The organism is Saccharothrix isguenensis, from assembly GCF_052936305.1.
Window position 1 is genome coordinate 5,689,381 of sequence record NZ_CP193626.1, and the last position, 19,818, is coordinate 5,709,198.

The following is a 19,818-nucleotide window of genomic DNA, read 5'->3' on the forward strand; positions in this document are numbered from 1 at the left end:
CTCACCCCTCCCAGCGCTGCAACCGGACGTGCACGGCCATGACGGTCGACGACCACTCGTCGTGCCAGGTCGCGTGGTCTTCCCGCTCGGGATTTCGCAATGTCGGGTGGAACGAATCCGCCGTAGCGCCGGAACGTCGACCGAATTCCCCGTAACGGGATATCACTTCTTCCCTTTCGGTCCGCCACCCGAGCCGGACGGAAAGCTCCCGGAACTCCTTCGGCCCGGAAAGTGCCAACCCGCCGAGCCGCGCGCGTTGGGCGCGGAATCCCGCCTCTCCCCCGGAGAAGTCCGACCAGGCGAGGTCGAGTTCGGTCAGCAGCGCGTCGGTCAGCAGTTCCCCGTCCGACCGGCGCAGCCACCCGTTGCGGCCACGGCCCGCCTCCGCCAGCAACGCCCACGTCGTCATCGCGTCCGCGCGGCGGAGGTCATCTCGCGCGAGCGCTTCCCGCGCCTCGCGCACGGCGTCGCGCACCTCGGGCGCCAGGTCGGCCGGCGCGGGCTCGACCACCTCCACCGCCGCCTCACGCCCAGCCGCCTCACGCCCTCTCCCCGGCGGCGGAGTGGGCGGCGGCAGCGTGGCTCGCAGGGACTTGATCAGGAGCGGAATGCCCGGCGGCTCGGGATCACGCGGAGGCTCGGGCCGTGCGGTGCCCTCGCGCGGCACGTACAGGTACGCGGTCTGGTCGAAGCCCTTGTCCGGCACGTCGACCCGGACCTGCCGGAACTGCCGCGGCCGCAGTCCGCCCAGCTCCGGGAGCACGGCCTTGCGGTACAGGTCGGCCGAGATGATCTGCGCGAGGTTCGCCTCCGGCGCTCGTGCCAGCGCGGCCCGCACCGCGTCGGAGTCGAGCAGGCGGCTCAGCACGGTCAGGGCGGGACCGGCGTACCCGAGCGGCCCCGGCTTCGTCACCACGTCGGTGTGCATCGCCACCCGCAGGCGGATTCGCGCCCCGATGCCGTGGTCCTCGTTGTGGTCGGTGAGCCCGGTGTCGAGCTCGGTGACGAACCGCCGCACCACCGCGAGCAGGTCCACGTCGGCCGGCAGCACCGCCACCTCGCCGTCACCGCCCGGATGACGCGTCCACAGCTCCCGGTCGAGCCCCACGCTTGCCGCCGCTTCGCCGAGCATCCGGTTCAGCGCCGCCTGGAGGACGACCTGGGTGCGGGCGACACGGGAGGAGAAACCCTGGATGTCCACCCCGACGACGAATCGCTCGACCAGTGACACGGAGCCTCCCGATGGCCCGGACAATTCGACGTGGCGCCCTCGCGGTTAACCGGAGCGGGGCATCCCCGGATCGACCGGCCGGCGGTATTCCCCCTGTCGCCAGTGTGCCACAGGGCGGCAACCGGAAGCATCAAGCAATTAATCCGCAGAATTGCGGGCGCGAATTCCCATTACCCCTCGAAGAGGTCGGACGCGGTCCGGCAGCGCGCACGGGCAGCGGCCCGGACCGAGTGAAAGTCGGTAGGATCCGAGCGGTGCTCGATGGGTAGCACGGCCACGCCGCCTCGGACAGGAGACCCCATGAAGTACGTCCTCGCACTCGCCGTCCTGCTCGCCGTCGCGATCGGCGTCGCCGCTTTCGCGTACGGAGAGGCCGACGACTCGCCGGGCCTCCAGCTGATCGGCGCCATCGTGGTCGTCGGCACGATCGTGTTCACCGTGCGGACCGCCCGAGCCGGCAAGACCCGCTAGCCGACCCGCCGCCGCTGGTAGGACAGCGTCACAGCCGCGAGCAGGGGCGCCCACGCCACCAGCGGCAGGTAGACGAACCCGACCCCAGGTAACCGGTGGACGTCATCGCGGCACGACCCGGCCGCCGAGCACCGGCACCCACCGGGGCAGCACCACGCCACACCGCCGCACCAGGCCGAACGTCAGCAGACCGGCGGCCTCGGCCAGCACACCCAGCACGACCGGGTACACGGCCCCGAAGCCGGGACCGACCGGCTCGCGCAGCCCTTGTTCGGCGTGGCCGAGCGGGTCCCCCAGCGCCGGACCGATCCGCCACACGTCGGACCGCACGGCGACAACGCCGGCACGTGCGCCGCTCGTCGCGCCCACCGGGGTGGGTCCGCCACGACCGGTTCCACGACGCCCCGCCGCTCCACGCTGACCACGTCCGCGACGGTACCGACCACGGCGCCGACGCCCGTGCCGAGCACCCGCCGCGACGGTCCCCGGGACTCACCGCACGGAGCGGGTGGCGCCGTCCCACTCGGAGAGCGCGCCGGGCAGCACCTCGGCCAGCTGCACGGGGTACACGGTCTCGTCGGTCGACGCCAGCTCCTCCACCGACCACCACCGGTGCCGTCGGATGGTCCGGCGCTCGATGTCGTCGAACCGCGAGGTGTCCACCTCGACCCCGTCCACCCTCGCCACGAAGAACCACTCGGCCGCCGCGTAGCTCAGGCCGTCGAACGCGAACACGGCGTGCCGCTTCCACAGCGGACCGACCAGGTCCTCCTCGGCCAGCCGCACGCCGGTCTCCTCGAACAGCTCCCGCACCGCCGCCGCCCGGACGTCCTCCCCCGGCTCCACCCCGCCGCCGACGGTGAACCAGAACAGCTCGTCGGGCCGGGACGGGTCGAAGCCCTCGAACATCAGCACCCGGTCCTCGGCGTCCAGCAGCACGACCCGCGCCGACACGCGCTGGGTCAACGAGGACGTCTCGGAGTCCGCTCCGGGCTCGGCGATCTCGAAGTACGACGGCGTGGGCGCGGTGCCCGCGAGACGCAGCCACCGCACGGACCGCCGCCGCCGCAACGACAACGTGTCTCGCACCGCGTCGTTGTGCACGCGCCGGGCCAGCACCACCCGCTGCTCGGCGTCGGACAGCTCGGCCGCCAGCTCGGGCTTGAGCACCGACCGGTCCAGCCCTTCCAACAACGCCGACAGCCGGTTCTCCGCCGCCTCCCGGTCGGCCCGAGGCGACCGTTCGGCCCGGTCCGCCGCCGCACGCAGGTCCGGCTTGCCGCACACCGCCGCCACCGCCCGCGTCACCACCGCACGTCGTGCCAGGGCCGCGTCGAGCGCCGCCCACGCCGCGTCCGTGCGCACGTGCAGCCGGTCCAGCCGGTTCGCCGTGCCGAGCGTCCACGGCCCGATCAGCACCGCCAAGCCCAACAGCACCAGGAACGTCATCGCGACGCCGGAACTGGTCACGCCTCGCCCACCCGCCGCGGATCGGCCGCCATGGCGCTCTCGTAGACCCGCACCACCTGGGCCGCCACCACCGACCAGTCGAACATCATCACCCGCTGCCGCGCCGCCGCCACGTAGTCCGCCCGCCGCACCGGATCGGTCAGCAGGTCGCGCAACGCCGCCGCCAGCGCGTCCGAGTCACCGACGGGGGTCAGCACACCGGCCTTGCCGTCGTCCAGCACCCGCCGGAACGCGTCGAGGTCGCTCGACAGCACCGCCGCGCCCGCGGACATGGCCTCGGTCAGGATGATCCCGAAGCTCTCGCCCCCGGTGTTGGGCGCGCAGTAGACGTCCACGCTGCGCAGGGCGCGCGCTTTGGTCTCGTCGTCCACCATGCCCAGGAACACCATCCGCGACGCCAGCTCCGGCCCCGCCCGCTTGCGCAACTCGTCCTCGTCACCGCGCCCGACGATCAGCAACCGCACGTCCGGCTCGTCCAGCGCGCGGAACGCGTCCAGCAGTACCGGCATGCCCTTGCGCGGCTCGGTGAACCGGCCGACGAACCCGACCGTGCCGCCCGGGCGCGGGTAGCCGTCCAGCGGCTTCGCTTCGGCGAAGAACCCGACGTCCACCCCGTTCGGGATCTCCACCGCGTCACCGCCGAGGTGCTCGACCTGCACGCGTCGCGCCAGCGCGGACACCGCGATCCGGGCGGTGACCTTCTCCAGGAACGGCTGCAGCACGGCCTGGAACGCGGACAGCATCTTCGAGCGCGGCGTGGACGTGTGGAAGGTGGCCACGATCGGCCCGTCCGCGACCATCAGCGCCAGCATCGAGAGCGACGGCGCGGTGGGCTCGTGCAGGTGCAGCACGTCGAAGTCGTGCTCGGCGATCCACCGCCGGACCCGGGTGAACGACACCGGCCCGAACGACAGCCGCGCCACCGACCCGTTGTACGGGATGCCGACCGCGCGGCCGGCGGACGTGACGAACTCCGGCATCGGCGTGTCGTCGTCCGCGGGCGCCAGCACCTCCACCTCGTGCCCGAGACCGCGCAGCGCACGCGCCAAGTCGACCACGTGGGCCTGCACGCCTCCGGGGACCTCGAAGGAGTACGGGCAGACTATGCCGACCTTCACGCAGTTTCCCCCCGGCGGGCGAGCACCCGGCGCAGCGCCTTCTGCCTGCTCTCGGGCAGGTCGGCCAGCCACAGCTGCTGCATCATGTGCCAGTCGGTGGGGTGCGCGGCGATGTCGGCCGCGAACACGTCCGCCAGCTGCTGGGTCGCGGCCGGCACGCCCGCCGTCCCCTGGACCCGGATCGGCGGGTGCAGCCGGATGACCCAGCCGTCCTCGGTGAACCACAGGCCCGCCGGGATCAGCGCCGCGCCGGTCGTCGCGGCCAGGTGCGCCGGACCGGCCGGCATCAGCGTGCGCTCGCCGAAGAACGTCACCGGCACGCCGCCGGCGGTGAGGTCGCGGTCGGCCAGCAGGCAGACGACCTTGTTGGCGCGCAGCCGTTCGGTGAGCACGACGGCCGGGTTGCGGTCGCCCCCGGTGAGCGGCACGACCTCGAACCCCAGGCTCTCGCGGAACGCGATGAACCGGCGGTAGAGCGATTCGGGCTTGAGGCGTTCGGCGACCGTGGTGAACGTGCCGCAGTGCCCGACCAGCCAGACGCCCGCCATGTCCCAGTTGCCGCAGTGCGGCAGCGCGATCACCGCGCCCCGGCCCTCGGCCAGCGCCGCGTCCAGGTTCTCCACGCCGGTCATCGTCCGGTCGCACTCGGCGTAGGCGGCCTTGAGGTCGAGCGACGGCAGCCGGAACGCCTCGCGCCAGTACCGCGCGTAGGAGCGCAGCGCCAGGCGGACCAGCTCGTCCAGCTCCGCCTCGCCGGCCCGCGGGACCACCCGGCGCAGGTTCGCCCGCAGCTGCTGGACACCCTCGCCGCCCCGTTTCGCGGCCCGGTCGGCGGCCAGGTCGAACAGCGGGCGCGCCCAGACCTCCGGCAGCAGCCGCACCAGGCGCCACCCGGCCGCGTAGGCGAGGTCGGCCAAGCCGCCTTTCACGTCCCGAGCTTTCACGTCCCGAGCTCCTTGGCGGCGCGGCTCACGGCCAGGACGCGCTGCACCACGGTGATCGTGACGAGCACCGCCAACAGGTACAGGGCGACCGGCAGGACGTAGGGCACGCCGAGCCCGTGCAGGCCGATGCCGACCAGCACGACGATGAACCGCTCGGCGCGTTCGGCGATCCCGCCGTCGGCGGACAGCCCGGACGCCTCGGCGCGCGCCTTCACGTACGAGGTGACCTGGGCGCCGACCAGCGACACGAGGGTCGCCGCGGCCAGGCCGTGCTCGTCCTGGCCGAACGCCCACCAGGCGATGGCGGCGAACAACGCGCCGTCCGCGATCCGGTCGCAGCTCGCGTCCAGGACGGCGCCGAACCTCGTGCCGCCGCCCTGGGCGCGGGCCATCGCGCCGTCGATGAGGTCCAGCAGCACGAACACCGTGACCAGCGCGGCGCCGACGAACAGCTGATCGCGCGGGATGAACCACAGCGACGTGGCGACGGAGCCGACGGTGCCCAGCACCGTGACGGCGTTCGGGGTGAGGCCGCGGCGCAGCAGCCACGCCCCGATCGGATCGGTGACGCGGGAGACGGACGCGCGGGCGAAGATGTTCAGCATGGGGTGGCGAGGCACCTACCGACGGGGACGAAGTGGTCCCCGGCAGCCTAACCGCCCAGCTCAGCCGAGCTCGCGGTGGTCCCTGGAGATCTGCGCGAGCAGGTCGTCCAGCGCGTCGCCGCGCACCGCCAGCCGTTCGAGCCTGCCGAACAGCCCCAGGTACTCGCGCACGTCGTGCGGGTCGGTGATGGTCGCGTTGCCGGTCAGCACGCTCAACGTCACCACCCGCTCGTCGTACACCTGGAACCCGTGCAGCGCCACCAGGTTCGCGTCCGCCGTCCACGGCACCACGCCCAGCTGCACATTGGGTCTTCGGCTGAGGCCGAGCAGGTGGTCGATCTGCTCGCACATCAGGTCGGCCGAGCCCATCCGCCAGCGCAGGGCGCTCTCCGCGAGCAGGAACACGAACCGCTTGCCCAGGTCGTCCATGCGGGCCCGACGGGTGCGCAGGGTGGCGATCGCGGTGTCCTGCTCGTGCGGGGGCGTGGCGTTCAGCACGACCCTCAGGTAGTTCTCGCTCTGCAACAGCGCGGGCACACCCGCGTTCTGGAAGAAGCGGCTGGTGGTGGCGCGGGCCTCGATACGTGCCACGGTCTGCTGGTGCCGGTGGGCCCCGCGGTGCAGCACCACTCGGCGGGTCTCCGCCTCGGCGTGCAACAGTCGGGCCAACTCGACCAGCTCGACCCTGGTCTCCCTGGTCGCGGACAGCTCGGCGACCAGGCGCTCCACGTCGGTCACGGACGGGAGGAGCATGCCGTTCTCGATCTTCGACAGCTTGGACTGGCTCATCCCGGTAGCGCGCGCCGTGGCCGTTCCGGTCATCTTGGCCTCGGTGCGCAGCCTTCGTAACTCGCGCGAGAGCCGTTCTCGGGCCAGCCGCGAACGCTCAGGTGCGGTCATGCAACGCACCGTATCGACGCTCACCCCTCTTGACGATCGGCCAGGAAGGTATGTAAAGGTCGGATCACCGCCGCACCGTGGTGATCTAACCCACGCCTTCCCGACGTATCCGCGCGAGTCCTACGCGGGGCGGGGGGTGGGCCAGGCGTCGGCGAGGAGTTGACGGGTCTCGCCGAGGAGCTGGGGCAGGACCTTGGTGTGGCCGATCACGGGCATGAAGTTCGCGTCGCCGCCCCAGCGGGGCACGACGTGCTGGTGCAGGTGGGCCGCGATGCCGGCGCCCGCCACGACGCCCTGGTTCATCCCGACGTTGAACCCGTGCGGGCTCGCCACGGCGCGGATCACCCGCATCGCCGTCTGGGTGAACGCGGCGAACTCGACCGTCTCGGCCGGTGTCAGGTCCGTGTAGTCCGGCACGTGCCGGTACGGCAGCACCATCAGGTGACCCGGGTTGTACGGGTACAGGTTGAGCACCGCGAACACCAGCTCGCCGCGCGCCAGGATCAGCCCCTCGGCGTCGTCCAGCCCGATCACCCGGCAGAACGGGCACCCCTCCGGCTCGTCGCCGACCGCCTTGCCCTCACCGCGCACGTACGAGAGGCGGTGCGGGGTCCACAGCCGCTGCAACGCGTCGTGGACCCCGACCCCGTCCTGCTCCTCGTACTGCTCCGTCACTGGACGAGTTCCGCCGTCGGCGAGGCGTTCTCCCGCCGCGCCACCCAGTCGACGACCGTCTCGACCGCCCGCTCCACCGGCACGCCGTTGATCTGCGTGCCGTCGCGGAACCGGAACGACACCGCGCCCTGCTCCACGTCCTTGCCGCCGGCCAGCAGCATGAACGGCACCTTCTGCGTGGTGTGGTTGCGGATCTTCTTCTGCATCCGGTCGTCGGAGGCGTCCACCTCGACCCGGATGCCCTTCGCCCTGAGCTGCTTCGCGACCGCCAGCAGGTGGTCCACGTGCTCGTCCGCGATCGGGATGCCGACCACCTGCACCGGCGCCAGCCACGCCGGGAACGCGCCCGCGTAGTGCTCGGTCAGCACGCCGAAGAACCGCTCGATCGAGCCGAACAGCGCCCGGTGGATCATGACCGGGCGCTGCCGGGTGCCGTCCGGCCCGGTGTACTCCAGCTCGAACCGCTCGGGCAGCGTGAAGTCGAGCTGGATGGTCGACATCTGCCAGGTCCGGCCCAGCGCGTCCTTCGCCTGCACGGAGATCTTCGGCCCGTAGAACGCCGCGCCGCCCGGGTCCGGCACCAGTTCGAGACCGGAGTCCTCGGCCGCTTCACGCAGGGCCTCGGTCGCCGTCTCCCACACCTCGTCGGAACCGACGTACTTCTCGTCGTTGCGGGTGGACAGCTCCAGGTAGAAGTCGTCCAGCCCGTAGTCGCGCAGCAGCCCCAGCACGAAGGACAGCAGCGACTTCAGCTCGTCCTGGATCTGGTCGGGCGTGCAGAAGATGTGCGCGTCGTCCTGCGTCATGCCGCGCACGCGGGTCAGGCCGTGGATCACGCCGGACTTCTCGTACCGGTAGACCGAGCCGAACTCGAACATCCGCAGCGGCAGCTCGCGGTACGACCGCCCGCGCGACTTGAAGATCAGGTCGTGGAACGGGCAGTTCATCGGCTTCAGGTAGTAGTCCTGGCCGGGCTTGCGCAGCTTGCCGTCCTCGTCGTACTCGGCGTCGAGGTGCATCGCCGGGTACATGCCGTCCTTGTACCAGTCGAGGTGACCGGACGTCTCGAACAGGTTGCCCTTGGTGATGTGCGGCGAGTAGACGAACTCGTAGTCCTCCTCGGCGTGCCGGGCGCGCGAGTAGTCCTCCATCGCCTTGCGGATGATCCCGCCCTTGGGGTGGAACACCGCCAGGCCGGAGCCGATCTCGTCCGGGAAGCTGAACAGGTCCAGCTCGACGCCGAGCTTGCGGTGGTCGCGCCGCTCGGCCTCGGCCAGCAGCTCCAGGTGCTGGTCGAGCGCCTCCTGCGACTCCCACGCGGTGCCGTAGATGCGCTGCAGCTGGGGGTTCTTCTCGTTGCCGCGCCAGTACGCGGCGGCGACGCGGGTCAGCTTGAACGCCGGGATGTGCTTGGTCGTCGGCACGTGCGGGCCGCGGCACAGGTCGCCCCAGACTCGGTCGCCGGAGCGCGGGTCGAGGTTGTCGTAGATCGTCAGCTCGCCGCCGCCGACCTCCATGATCTCCGAGGAGTCCACCGCGGGGTCGGACAACTCGGCTTTGACGTCCACCAGTTCGAGCTTGAACGGCTCGGCCGCCAGCTCCGACTTGGCCGCGTCGACCGACTCGACCACCCGGCGGTTGAACCGCTGCGCGCCCTTGATGATCGACTTCATGCGCTTCTCCAGCGCCTGGAGGTCCTCGGGCGTGAACGGCTTGTCGACCTTGAAGTCGTAGTAGAAGCCGTCCTTGACCGGCGGGCCGATGCCCAGCTTGGCCTCGGGGAACTGCTGCTGCACGGCCTGCGCGAGGACGTGCGCCGTGGAGTGCCGGATGACGCTGCGGCCGTCGGCGGTGTCGGCGGCCACGGCCTCCACCTCGACGTCGACCTGCGGCGTCCACGAGAGGTCGCGGAGGTGGCCCTCGGGGTCGCGCACGACCACGACGGCGTCCGGGCCCTTGCCCGGCAGCCCCGCTTCACGCACCGCCGTCCCCGCGGTAGTCCCCGCCGGCACCACCACGCGCGGTGGGGTTGGAGCGGCTGCGGGGCGCGGCTGGGACACGGTGACTCCTCGATGTGTATGCGGTCTTCGCCGGAGATGTTATCGGTGCTCACCGACTCCTTTTCCGGCGCACCGGACGGACCGCCGCGGCGTACCGCCGGATCACCCGCTCGGGGCGCTCCTCGGCCTCGGCCCAGCGCGGACGACGCGTCCACCGAGGTCACGGCACGTCAGGTGGACGGCGGGCGGGGTTCTCAGCTGACGTACAGCCGACGATCAGGATCAGCTCAGGTAGGCCGCGCACCATGGCGTCCACCAGCGCGATCACGTCACCGCGTCCGCCGGCACGACAGAGCAGGGAGTTCCGCCGATGCCAGACCCGCAGCCACCGTCCGAGCAGCACCCGTCCCAGCAGCCACCCGAGCAGGAGAAACCCACGTCACCGGCGGACCGGGCGCCCACCACGCCGGTGGAGACGCCGGTCGCAGGCCCGGCCGAACCGGCCGCCGCCCAGCAGGCCGCCGGACCCCCTGGTGAGCCCTCCACCGCAGGTCACCCGGCGCCTGGTGTGCCGCACCCCGCGCACAGCCAGACCGCTCCGGGCAAGGACGCGGTCGTCGGACGGGTCGTCAAGCACCGGGCCACCCAGCTGGTCGCCGTCGGCCTGCTCGGCCTCGTCCTCGGCGGCGGGATCGTGGCGGCGGCCGACCGCGACCACCACCATTACGGCGTCGGGTTCGACGGGCCGCCCGGCCACTTCCAGTTCGACGAGCGCATCCCGGAGCACAGGTTCGAGCACGGCCCGGAACGCCGGTCCGAGCGCTGAGGTCCGAGCGCTGAGGTCAGGAGGCGGGGTCAGGAGGCGGGGTCAGGAGGCGGGTCAGGAGCCGGGGGTCACGACAGGAAGCCGCGCAGCAGCAGGGCCGTGCCGTCCAGGTGCTCGGCCATCGCCCGCCGCGCGGCCTCCGGCTCACCCGCCACGATGTCCGCCACGATCGCGTCGTGCTGGTCGTTCGAGTGCGCCAGGTTCGGGGCCAGCAGCGGTATGCGGTCGAGCAGCGCGTTGACCCTGGTCCGGGCGTCGGCGACGGCCGCCGTGAGCGACGCCGACCCGGTCGCCTCGGCGATCGCCAGGTGCAGCCGCGAGTCCTTGCGCCGGTACTCCTCGACGGTCGCGTCGCGGCACTCGGCCAGCCGCGCCAGCAGGTTCCGCCGGTCGACCGATCCCAGCGCACGGGCCGCCGCGCACTCCGCCGCACCCGTCTCCACCGCCGCGCGCAGCGTCAGCGCGTCCGCCAGCTCCTCCGGGTCGACCCACCGGTCCGACGCGGGCGCCGGCAGCGGCGAGTTCACGAACGTCCCGCCGTACCGGCCGCGCCGCGACTCGACGTAGCCGGCGTCCTGGAGCGACCTGATCGCCTCGCGCAACGTCACCCGGCTGACGCCCAACCGGGTGGCCAGCTCGCGCTCCGCGGGCAGCCGCTCCCCCGGCCCCACCACGCCGAGCCGGATCGCCTGCATGAGCCGTTCCACGGTCTCCTCGAACGCGTTGCCCGCCCGCACGGGGCGGAACAACGCGTCCTGCACGGGCATCACAGCGGTGTCACGTAGGCACCGGCGATCCCGCCGTCGACCAGGAAGTTCGAGGCGGTGATGAACGACGAGTCGTCACTGGCCAGGAACGCCACCGCCGCCGCGATCTCCTCCGGCTCGGCGAACCGGCCGAGCGGCACGTGCACCAGCCGCCGCGCGGCCCGCTCCGGGTCCTTCGCGAACAGCTCCCGCAGCAACGGCGTGTTCACCGGTCCAGGTGACAGCGCGTTCACCCGGATGCCCTGCCGCGCGAACTGCACGCCCAGTTCCCGGCTCATCGCCAACACCCCGCCCTTGGACGCCGTGTACGAGATCTGGGACGTCGCCGCGCCCATCGTCGCCACGAACGACGCCGTGTTGATCACCGAGCCGCGCCCCTGGGTCAGCATGTGCGGGATCGAGTGCTTGCAGCACAGGTACACCGAGGTCAGGTTCACCTTCTGCACCCGCTCCCACGCCTCGATGCCCGTGGTCAGGATCGAGTCGTCGTCGGGCGGCGAGATGCCCGCGTTGTTGAACGCGACGTCCACCGAGCCGTAAGTGTCCACAGTGGTCTGGTACAGCGCCGACACCTGCTCCTCGTCGGTCACGTCGACCTGGACGAACAGCCCGTCCACCTCGTCGGCCGCCGCCTTGCCGGACTCCGCGTCGACGTCGGCCACGACGACCCGCGCGCCCTCCGACGCCAGCCGCCGCACCGAGGCGAGCCCGATGCCGCTGCCACCACCGGTCACCACGGCCACCCGGCCCTCGAATCGCTGAACCACGTTCTCTCCCAACCAGCGTCAGTGAGCGATGAAGACGTTCTTGGTCTCGGTGAACGAGTCGAGGGCGTCCGGCCCCAGCTCGCGCCCCAGCCCCGACTGCTTGAACCCGCCGAACGGCGTCCAGTACCGCACCGACGAGTGCGAGTTGACCGACAGGTTCCCGGCCTCGACGGCACGGGACACGCGCAGCGCCCGCCCGACGTCCCGCGTCCAGATCGACCCGGACAAGCCGTAGGCGCTGTCGTTGGCCAACCGCACCGCGTCCTCCTCGTCGGTGAACGGCAGCACGGCCACCACCGGCCCGAAGATCTCCTCGACCGCCGCGCGGTCACCGCGCCCGACCGGCGCCAGGACCGTTGGCGGGAACCAGAAACCCGCGCCCGGAGGAGCCGAGCCCCGGAACGCCACGGGCGCGTCGGAAGGCACGTAGGACGCGACCTTCTGCCGGTGCGCGGCCGAGATCAGCGGCCCCATCTCGGTGGCCTCGTCACCCGGCGCGCCGACCACGACACCCTTGACGGCCGGCTCCAGCAACTCCATGAACCGGTCGTAGGCCGACGCCTCGACCAGGATGCGGGACCGCGCGCAGCAGTCCTGACCGGCGTTGTCGAACACCCCGTACGGCGCGGTCGCGGCGGCCTGCTCCAGGTCGGCGTCGGCGAACACGACGTTGGCCGACTTGCCGCCCAGCTCCAGCGTCACCCGCTTCACCTGCTCCGCGCAGCCGGCCATGACCTGCTTGCCGACCCGCGTGGACCCGGTGAACACGACCTTGCGCACGTCCGGGTGCGTGACGAACCGCTGACCCACCACCGGCCCGGCCCCCGGCAGCACCTGGAACACGTCCTCGGGGATGCCCGCCCCCAGCGCCAGCGAGGCCAGCTTCGAGGCCGTCAACGGCGTCAGCTCGGCGGGCTTCAGCACCACCGTGTTCCCCGCCGCCAACGCGGGCGCGAAACCCCACGCGGCGATCGGCATCGGGAAGTTCCACGGCACGATCACGCCGACCACACCCACCGGCTCGTGGAACGTCACGTTCAGCCCGCCCGGCACCGGGATCTGCCTGCCGAACAACCGCTCCGGCGCGGCCGAGTAGTAGTGCAGCACGTCCCGGACATTCCCGGCCTCCCACCGCGCGTTGCCGATGGTGTGCCCGGCGTTCAGCACCTCCAGCGCCGCCAACTCCTCCAGCGCGCCGTCGACCGCCTCCGCGAACCGCCGCAGCAACCGGGCGCGGTCACCCGGCGCGACGGCACGCCACGCGGGCAACGCCGCCGACGCGCGGGCGATCGCCGCGTCGGTCTCCTCCAGCGAGGCCAGCCGCACCGTCCGGACCACCTCCTCGGTGGCCGGGTTGATCACGTCGAACGTCGTCACCGCACTCCCCTGTTCGAATCGGACGCCGCGTCCACCAGTGCGGCGAACAAGCGGTCGTCCTCGCTGTCTGCCTCCGGGTGCGACTGCACGCCGAGCACGAACCGCGAGCCCGGCAGCTCCACCGCCTCGACGGTCCCGTCCGGCGCTCCGGCGACCACCCGCAGACCGTCACCGAGGACGTCCAACGCCTGGTGGTGGTGGCAGTGGACGGTGGTCGCCAGGCCGACGACCTCCGCCAGCCGCGAGCCGGGGGCCACCGCGATGCCGGTGTGCTGGAACACCGCCGGGGCCGGGTTGTGGCCCTCGACGTGCTGGACGAGCGTGCCGCCCAACGCCACGTTGAGCACCTGCATCCCCCGGCACACCGCGAGCAGCGGCAGGTCGAGCTTGAGCGCCGCGCGGGCCAGGCTCAGCTCGGCCGCGTCCCCCTCCGGCCGCGCCGGTCCCGTACGGGGGTCGCGTGGCCGCCCGTACAGCGCCGGGTCCAGGTCCGCGCCGCCCGCCAGCACCAGGCCGTCCAGGAAGCCGATGGCGTCCGCGTCCCAGTCCCCGACCGGCGGCAGCAGCACGGGGTTGCCGCCCGCGCGCACGACCGAGTCGAGGTAGTCGCGGTGCAGCACCGCCGCCTCCACGTCCCAGATGCCGAACTTCGCGCGTTCCAGGTACGTGCTGACGCCGATCAGCGGCCGGCCACCCCGGCCGGCGGAGCCGCTGGAACCGCCAGAGGCGCTAGAGCCGTTCGAAACCACGGACGCGCTCCCAATCCGTCACCGAGGAGTCGAACGCGGCCAGCTCCACCCGGGCCGCGTTGAGGTAGTGCTCGACCACGTCCTGCCCGAACGCCTCCCGCGCGAGGTCGCTTCTCGCCAGCAGGGACGCGGCGTCGCGCAGGGTGGCGGGCACGGTGGGCCGGTCGGACGCGTAGGCGTTGCCGACGAACTCGTCCTCCAGCGGCAGCTCGTCGTCCACGCCGTGCAGACCCGCGGCGATCAGCGCCGCGACGGCCAGGTAGGGGTTCACGTCCGCGCCGGGCACCCGGTTCTCGAACCGCAGCGACTGCCCGTGCCCGACCACGCGCAGCGCGCAAGTCCGGTTGTCCTTGCCCCACGCCACGGCCGTCGGCGCGAAGCTGCCGGGCACGAACCGCTTGTAGGAGTTGATGTTCGGCGCGAGGAAGTAGGTGAGTTCGCGCAGCGCGGCCAGCTGACCGGCCAGGAAGTGCTCCATCAGCTTCGACATGCCCCGGCCCTCGGCGAACACCGGTTCGCCGTCCTCCGAGCGCAGGCTGAGGTGGATGTGGCAGGAGCTGCCCTCGCGCTCGTTGTACTTGGCCATGAACGTCAGCGACTTGCCCTGCTGCGCCGCGATCTCCTTGGCGCCGGTCTTGTAGATGCTGTGGTTGTCGCAGGTCGCCAGCGCTTCCGCGTAGCGGAACGCGATCTCGTGCTGGCCCGGGTTGCACTCGCCCTTGGCCGACTCGACCACCATGCCCGCGCCCGCCATGTGGTTGCGGATGGCGCGGAGCAGTGGCTCGATGCGCGCGGTGCCCAGCAGCGAGTAGTCCACGTTGTACTGATTAGCCGGGGTGAGGCCGCGGTAACCGCGATCCCAGGCGTCCTCGAACGTGTTGTCGAAGACGACGAACTCCAGTTCGGTGCCCACGAACGCGCGCAGGCCCCGTTCGGCGAGCCGGTCGAGCTGCCGCTTGAGGATCTGGCGCGGCGAGGCGACCACCGGCGACTCGTCCTCCCAGACCAGGTCGCACATGACCAGCGCGGTGCCCTCGTGCCACGGCACGCGGCGCAGCGTGGCGAGGTCCGGCCGCATGACGAAGTCGCCGTAACCGCTGTCCCACGAGGACATGGCGTAACCGGCGACCGTGTTCATCTCCACGTCCACCGCCAGGAGGTAGTTGCAGCCCTCGGCGTAGTGCGGCAGGACCACGTCCACGAAGTACCGGGCGGCGCAGCGCTTGCCCTGGAGTCGGCCCTGCATGTCGACGACGGCGACCAGGACCGTGTCGATCTCCCCGGCGTCCACGAGCACGCGCAACTCCTCCACGGCGAGCATCCGCAGTACCTCCAAAGGTATGTCAGCGAGCCATTGGATGCCCCATCTTGACACCATCAGGTGGGCCGCGCCACCCTCCAATCACCCTCCAAAGGAGCGCGACTGACCCATTAGGGAGCGAGCGCAGATGGCCAAGCACGTCGAGTACGAGAAGGTGGGCAGCGACTACCTGGAGCACCGGCAGCTGAAGCGTGGCGCCGCGGGCTGGGTGCTGCTGGCGGGGCTGGGTGTCTCCTACGTGATCTCCGGCGACTTCGCCGGGTGGAACTTCGGCATCGCGCAGGGCGGTTGGGGCGGGCTCCTCGTCGCGACGATCCTGATGGGCGCCATGTACACGTGCATGGTGTTCGGCCTGGCGGAGCTGGCCGCCGCACTCCCCGTGGCGGGCGGCGGTTACGGCTTCGCGCGACGGGCGATGGGGCCGCTGGGCGGGTTCGCCACCGGTGTCGCGATCCTCATCGAGTACGCCATGGCGCCGGCGGCCATCGCGGTGTTCATCGGCGGGTACGTGGAGACGCTGGGGCTGTTCGGGCTGACCAACTCGTGGCCGGTGTACCTGGTGTGCTTCCTGGTCTTCGTCGGGGTGCACCTGTACGGCGTGGGCGAGGCGTTGCGGCTGATGTTCGTCATCACCGGTGTCGCGGTGGTGGCGCTGGCCGTGTTCGTGATCGGGATGATCCCGAAGTTCGACTCGGCCAAGCTGTTCGACCTGGCCGAGGGCGGCGGGTTCCTGCCGTTCGGCGTGACGGGCGCGCTGGGCGCCCTGGTGTTCGGCATCTGGTTCTTCCTCGGTGTCGAGGGCGTGCCGCTGGCGGCGGAGGAGGCGCGCGACCCGAAGCGGGACATGCCGCGCGGCATCATCGCCGCGATGGCGGTGCTGCTGGTGTTCGCGGGCACGATCCTGGTGTTCGCGCCGGGCGGTGCCGGGTCGGAGGCGTTGAAGGGGTCGGACAACCCGCTGCCGGCGGCGGTGCGCGCGGCGTACGGCGGGGACAACCTGCTCGCGCAGGTGGTGAACTACGTCGGCCTCGCCGGGCTGGTGGCCAGCTTCTTCTCGCTGATCTTCGCCTACTCGCGGCAGCTGTTCGCGTTGTCCCGGGCCGGCTACCTGCCGCGTTGGCTGTCCCGCACCGGGAAGCGCAAGACGCCGTACCTGGCGCTGGTCGTGCCCGGCGCGATCGGGTTCGTGCTGGCGGCGGTGACCCGGGACGGTGCGTTGCTGATCAACATCGCGGTGTTCGGCGCGGCGCTGTCGTACGTGCTCATGATGGTGTCGCACATCGTGCTGCGCGTGCGCGAGCCCGGGTTGGAGCGGCCGTACCGGACGCCGGGCGGCGTCGTCACGACCAGTGTGGCGCTGGTGCTCGCGGTGGCGGCGGTCGTGGCCACGTTCTTCGTGGACGAACTGGCCGCCGGGATCACGGCGGGCATCGTCGTGGTGGCGCTGGCCTACTTCTGGTTCTACAGCCGGCACCACCTGGTGGCCTCCGCGCCGGAGGAGGAGTTCGCCGCGATCGCGCAGGCGCAAGAGGAGCTGAAGGACTGACCGACGGGGAACCGGGTGACGCACCGCCACCCGGTTCCACCGATCGTGCAACGCAAGTCTTCCTGGAAGTGGGCACCCCTGTAACGGGGCACCGACGAACAGGAGGCAACCATGACACCCAGGACATCCACCGCCGGAGCGGCGATCGCGGCACTGCTCGTCACCGCCGCCCCCATCGCCACGGCGCCCGCCGGCGCCGCCCCCGTCCACGAGCAGCAGGTCTTCGCCCTGACCAACGAGCAACGGGCCGCCGCCGGGTGCCCGGCGCTGGCGTCGAGCCCGGCACTGGACGCGGCGGCGCGCGAGCACACCGTCGAGATGGCGCGGACCGGCAACTTCAGCCACACCGGCGTGGACGGCAGCACGCTCGGGGAGCGCGTCACCGAGGAGGGCTACCAGTACCGGATGGTGGCGGAGAACATCGCGGCCGGCCAGACGTCCGCGGCGGAGGTCGTGCAGGCCTGGATGGCCAGCGCGAGCCACCGGGCGAACATCGTCAACTGCGAGTTGCGCGACCTCGGCATCGGCTACGCCGTCGACGCGAACAACAAGCCGTACTGGACGCAGGACTTCGGCGTCACGGGCTGACCGTCCCGAAGGGAATCCTCCCGATGGAGGCCCCGGGGACGTGCTGCCGGGGGAACGCCCTGGCAGGATCAGGGCGTGAGTGACATTCAACGTGTTGGAGTGGTCGGCTCGGGCCTGATGGGCTCCGGCATCGCCGAGGTCTGCGCGCGCGCGGGCCTCGACGTGCTGGTGGCCGAGGTCAGCCCGGACGCCACCGAAGCCGCGCGAGGGCGGATCGCCTCTTCGCTCGGCAAGGGCGTGCGCAGCGGCAAGCTGTCCGCCGAGGACCGGGACGCCGCACTGGAGCGCCTCCGGTTCACCACCGACCTCGCCGACTTCGCCGACCGGAACCTGGTCGTGGAAGCCGTCGCGGAGATCGAGCAGGTCAAGACCGAGGTGTTCACGACGCTCGACAAGGTCGTCGCGGACCGGAACGCGATCTTCGCGTCCAACACCTCCTCGATCCCGATCATGAAGCTGGGCATGGCCACCAGCCGTCCCGAGCAGGTCATCGGAGTGCACTTCTTCAACCCGGTGCCGGTGCTGAAACTGGTGGAACTGGTGCCGTCGCTGCTGACCGGCGACGAGACCCGGGCCAGGGCCGAGGCGTTCGTGACCGACGTCCTGCACAAGGAGGTCATCCGCTCGCAGGACCGGGCCGGGTTCGTGGTCAACGCCCTGCTGATCCCGTACCTGCTGTCCGCGATCCGGATGCTGGAGTCCGGCTTCGCCAGCGCCGAGGACATCGACACCGGCATGGTGCTGGGCTGCGCGCACCCGATGGGGCCGCTGCGCCTGGCCGACCTGATCGGCCTGGACACCACCAAGGCGATCGCCGAGTCGATGTACGAGGAGTTCAAGGAGCCGCTGTACTCGCCGCCGCCGCTGCTGCTGCGCATGGTGGACGCGGGGCTGCTGGGCAAGAAGAGCGGGCGCGGGTTCTACGACTACGCGTCCTGACCCGTCACTCCTCGCGGGGCCGTCGATCCACGTGATCGGCGGCCCCGTCCGCGTGTCCGGGGGCATTACCACACAACTCGTGCGCGAACCACGCCGAGCGCACGTCGAACAATCGACACCAGCGTCTTGAATGGTGGGACGTATTAGCGGCGAACGTTCGACCGTACCCCAGGCGGACGTCGGTACAAAATGCCACGATGCGTCATCGAAGATCACCTGGATCTTAGTGCGAAAGGCTGACGGCCACTCAGTCAAGCGGCCGTTCGGAGTAGTTCTGATTACTGGCACCGACCGCGCGGCAACTGATCGACAGGACGTCGACCTGCCTTTAGAGTGCGCTACGTCACGCTACGGCCGACCGGTGGACAAGATTGCTTCGCCTAGCGTACTTTTCGACTCGCCCCCCACGAGGAGAACCCCGCCTTGGACCCTCAAAAAGTCTCCATACGCGATTTCACGGGCCGTCAACTGAGTGCCCTTCTTCATTCCGTGGGCATTACGGACAATACCCTGGAATCCGTCGGGCTACTCGCGGACGCACTGGGCCCCGGTGGCCTGCGCCCGGTTTCCACCAGCCCCGCCTGGCCTTCCGGGGTCGCCGACGACCACTCCCCGGTCGAGTTCTCCACGGCCTTCGCGGCGGACGAGCCCCCGACCGTCCGCATGATCGTCGAACCCACGGCGACCAGGCCTTCTCGTGCCGCCAACCTGTCCGCCGCGCTCGCCTCCCTCGACCGCGTGCAGCGCCGCCACAACCTGGACACCGGCCGTTTCGACGCGGTGCGGAACCTGTTCCTGCCGGAGCACCCCGAAGCGGATTTCACGTTCTGGTATTCGCTCGTGTTCCGCCCCCACGTGAAGCCCACGGTGAAGGTCTACCTCAACCCGGGGGTGCGCGGCGAGGCCGCCGCCGAAGGGCTCGTGCGCGAGGCGTTGGACCGGACCGGTTTCGCCGCCGGTTTCCGGCCCATGCGGGACAGCGCGATGACGCGACCCGGCCTCGACAAGTATTCCTTCTTCGCGCTCGACCTGGTCGAACAACGGCAGGCCCGGGTGAAGGTCTACATCTCCCACCACGCCGCAGAAGTAACCGATGTCACTCGTGCGGCGAGCGCGGCGCGAGCTGTCGATGTGGACAGGGTGCCCGACTTCTGCCTCCTCACCGGGGGCAGCACCGGAACGTTCGACAAGCGTCCGCTGATTTCCAGCTACACGTTCCTGGACGGCGACGTGGGCGCGCCGAGCGGCTATTCCCTCTACGTGCCCATCAGGGACTACGTGACCGACGACGAAGAGGCCCGGCGACGGGTGCTCGCGGTGATGGCCAGGTACGACCTCGACCCCACCCCGTTCGACAACGCCCTGCGCACCGTCGCGGGCCGGCCGCTGGACGAGGGTGTCGGCCTGATCGCCCACGTGTCGCTGCGCATGGGCAGGCCACGCCCCGGAATCACCGTCTACCTCTCGTCCGAGGCTTACGACGTGGCCATGCCGCGTTCGATCAGCCTGGCTGTCTAGGAGTCA

General features: G+C 71.2%; 20 protein-coding genes. 6 read left to right on the forward strand and 14 right to left on the reverse strand.

Annotated elements, in window-relative coordinates:
• Position 1 precedes the first annotated feature (1 nt).
• Entirely contained in the window at positions 2 to 1,231 is a 1,230-nt protein-coding gene (locus tag ACRAKI_RS25050; protein ID WP_447002963.1) for a GUN4 domain-containing protein, read from the reverse strand.
• A 300-nt stretch (positions 1,232 to 1,531) separates the two neighbouring features.
• Between ACRAKI_RS25050 and ACRAKI_RS25055 the strand changes: the two genes are divergently transcribed.
• Positions 1,532 to 1,702: a hypothetical protein gene (locus tag ACRAKI_RS25055; protein ID WP_447002964.1), complete on the forward strand. Its 171-nt coding sequence runs from the start codon at positions 1,532 to 1,534 to the stop codon at positions 1,700 to 1,702.
• A 102-nt stretch (positions 1,703 to 1,804) separates the two neighbouring features.
• Here ACRAKI_RS25055 and ACRAKI_RS25060 read toward each other — a convergent pair whose 3' ends face one another.
• From ACRAKI_RS25060 to thrS, 8 genes are all read right to left on the reverse strand, one after another.
• Positions 1,805 to 2,071 (reverse strand): hypothetical protein, encoded by a 267-nt coding sequence (locus ACRAKI_RS25060; RefSeq protein ID WP_447002965.1) that lies wholly within the window; start codon positions 2,069 to 2,071, stop codon positions 1,805 to 1,807.
• A gap of 123 nt (positions 2,072 to 2,194) precedes the next feature.
• Positions 2,195 to 3,172 carry an NUDIX hydrolase gene (locus ACRAKI_RS25065; protein WP_447002966.1) on the reverse strand — a complete coding sequence of 326 codons (978 nt, stop codon included), beginning with the start codon at positions 3,170 to 3,172 and terminating at the stop codon, positions 2,195 to 2,197.
• The gene (locus ACRAKI_RS25070) at positions 3,169 to 4,290 is read right to left on the reverse strand and encodes a glycosyltransferase family 4 protein (RefSeq protein ID WP_447002967.1); all 1,122 of its coding nucleotides are present in this window, start codon (positions 4,288 to 4,290) and stop codon (positions 3,169 to 3,171) included. The genes ACRAKI_RS25065 and ACRAKI_RS25070 overlap by 4 nt, the downstream gene beginning before the upstream one ends.
• Positions 4,287 to 5,219, reverse strand: coding sequence for a phosphatidylinositol mannoside acyltransferase (locus ACRAKI_RS25075; RefSeq protein WP_447008503.1), 933 nt, complete (start codon positions 5,217 to 5,219; stop codon positions 4,287 to 4,289). The genes ACRAKI_RS25070 and ACRAKI_RS25075 overlap by 4 nt, the downstream gene beginning before the upstream one ends.
• 11 nt (positions 5,220 to 5,230) lie before the next feature.
• A complete protein-coding gene (gene pgsA, locus ACRAKI_RS25080) occupies positions 5,231 to 5,839 on the reverse strand; it encodes a phosphatidylinositol phosphate synthase (RefSeq protein WP_447002968.1) in 609 nt (202 codons plus the stop codon).
• A 60-nt stretch (positions 5,840 to 5,899) separates the two neighbouring features.
• On the reverse strand, positions 5,900 to 6,739 hold the full coding sequence (locus tag ACRAKI_RS25085) for a helix-turn-helix domain-containing protein (protein ID WP_447002969.1): 840 nt from the start codon (positions 6,737 to 6,739) through the stop codon (positions 5,900 to 5,902).
• A gap of 120 nt (positions 6,740 to 6,859) precedes the next feature.
• Positions 6,860 to 7,414, reverse strand: a complete 555-nt coding sequence (locus ACRAKI_RS25090; protein WP_447002970.1) for an HIT family protein — start codon at positions 7,412 to 7,414, stop codon at positions 6,860 to 6,862.
• Complete coding sequence (thrS, locus tag ACRAKI_RS25095; protein WP_447002971.1) at positions 7,411 to 9,474, reverse strand: threonine--tRNA ligase; 2,064 nt, start codon at positions 9,472 to 9,474, stop codon at positions 7,411 to 7,413. Before thrS ends, ACRAKI_RS25090 begins: the two co-directional genes overlap by 4 nt.
• Positions 9,475 to 9,784: 310 nt before the next feature.
• Between thrS and ACRAKI_RS25100 the strand changes: the two genes are divergently transcribed.
• A complete protein-coding gene (locus tag ACRAKI_RS25100; protein ID WP_447002972.1) occupies positions 9,785 to 10,240 on the forward strand; it encodes a hypothetical protein in 456 nt (151 codons plus the stop codon).
• Positions 10,241 to 10,308: 68 nt separating this feature from the next.
• Here ACRAKI_RS25100 and ACRAKI_RS25105 read toward each other — a convergent pair whose 3' ends face one another.
• The 5 genes from ACRAKI_RS25105 to ACRAKI_RS25125 are packed head-to-tail and all read right to left on the reverse strand — an operon-like array spanning position 10,309 to position 15,221.
• Positions 10,309 to 11,007: a FadR/GntR family transcriptional regulator gene (locus ACRAKI_RS25105; RefSeq protein WP_447002973.1), complete on the reverse strand. Its 699-nt coding sequence runs from the start codon at positions 11,005 to 11,007 to the stop codon at positions 10,309 to 10,311.
• Entirely contained in the window at positions 11,007 to 11,774 is a 768-nt protein-coding gene (locus tag ACRAKI_RS25110) for a 3-oxoacyl-ACP reductase (protein WP_447002974.1), read from the reverse strand. The genes ACRAKI_RS25105 and ACRAKI_RS25110 overlap by 1 nt, the downstream gene beginning before the upstream one ends.
• Before the next feature lie 18 nt (positions 11,775 to 11,792).
• Positions 11,793 to 13,151 (reverse strand): aldehyde dehydrogenase family protein, encoded by a 1,359-nt coding sequence (locus tag ACRAKI_RS25115; protein WP_447002975.1) that lies wholly within the window; start codon positions 13,149 to 13,151, stop codon positions 11,793 to 11,795.
• Complete coding sequence (locus ACRAKI_RS25120; protein WP_447002976.1) at positions 13,148 to 13,900, reverse strand: gamma-glutamyl-gamma-aminobutyrate hydrolase family protein; 753 nt, start codon at positions 13,898 to 13,900, stop codon at positions 13,148 to 13,150. Before ACRAKI_RS25120 ends, ACRAKI_RS25115 begins: the two co-directional genes overlap by 4 nt.
• A complete protein-coding gene (locus tag ACRAKI_RS25125; protein ID WP_447002977.1) occupies positions 13,881 to 15,221 on the reverse strand; it encodes a glutamine synthetase family protein in 1,341 nt (446 codons plus the stop codon). Before ACRAKI_RS25125 ends, ACRAKI_RS25120 begins: the two co-directional genes overlap by 20 nt.
• Before the next feature lie 127 nt (positions 15,222 to 15,348).
• Here ACRAKI_RS25125 and eat point away from each other — a divergent pair, with 127 nt between their 5' ends.
• From eat to ACRAKI_RS25145, 4 genes are all read left to right on the forward strand, one after another.
• Positions 15,349 to 16,767, forward strand: coding sequence for an ethanolamine permease (gene eat / locus ACRAKI_RS25130; protein ID WP_447002978.1), 1,419 nt, complete (start codon positions 15,349 to 15,351; stop codon positions 16,765 to 16,767).
• Between the two features lie 111 nt (positions 16,768 to 16,878).
• A complete protein-coding gene (locus tag ACRAKI_RS25135) occupies positions 16,879 to 17,355 on the forward strand; it encodes a CAP domain-containing protein (RefSeq protein ID WP_447002979.1) in 477 nt (158 codons plus the stop codon).
• 75 nt (positions 17,356 to 17,430) lie between these two features.
• Positions 17,431 to 18,294 carry a 3-hydroxybutyryl-CoA dehydrogenase gene (locus tag ACRAKI_RS25140; RefSeq protein WP_447002980.1) on the forward strand — a complete coding sequence of 288 codons (864 nt, stop codon included), beginning with the start codon at positions 17,431 to 17,433 and terminating at the stop codon, positions 18,292 to 18,294.
• A gap of 423 nt (positions 18,295 to 18,717) precedes the next feature.
• Positions 18,718 to 19,812, forward strand: a complete 1,095-nt coding sequence (locus ACRAKI_RS25145; protein WP_447002981.1) for a tryptophan dimethylallyltransferase family protein — start codon at positions 18,718 to 18,720, stop codon at positions 19,810 to 19,812.
• The last annotated feature ends 6 nt before the right edge of the window (positions 19,813 to 19,818 follow it).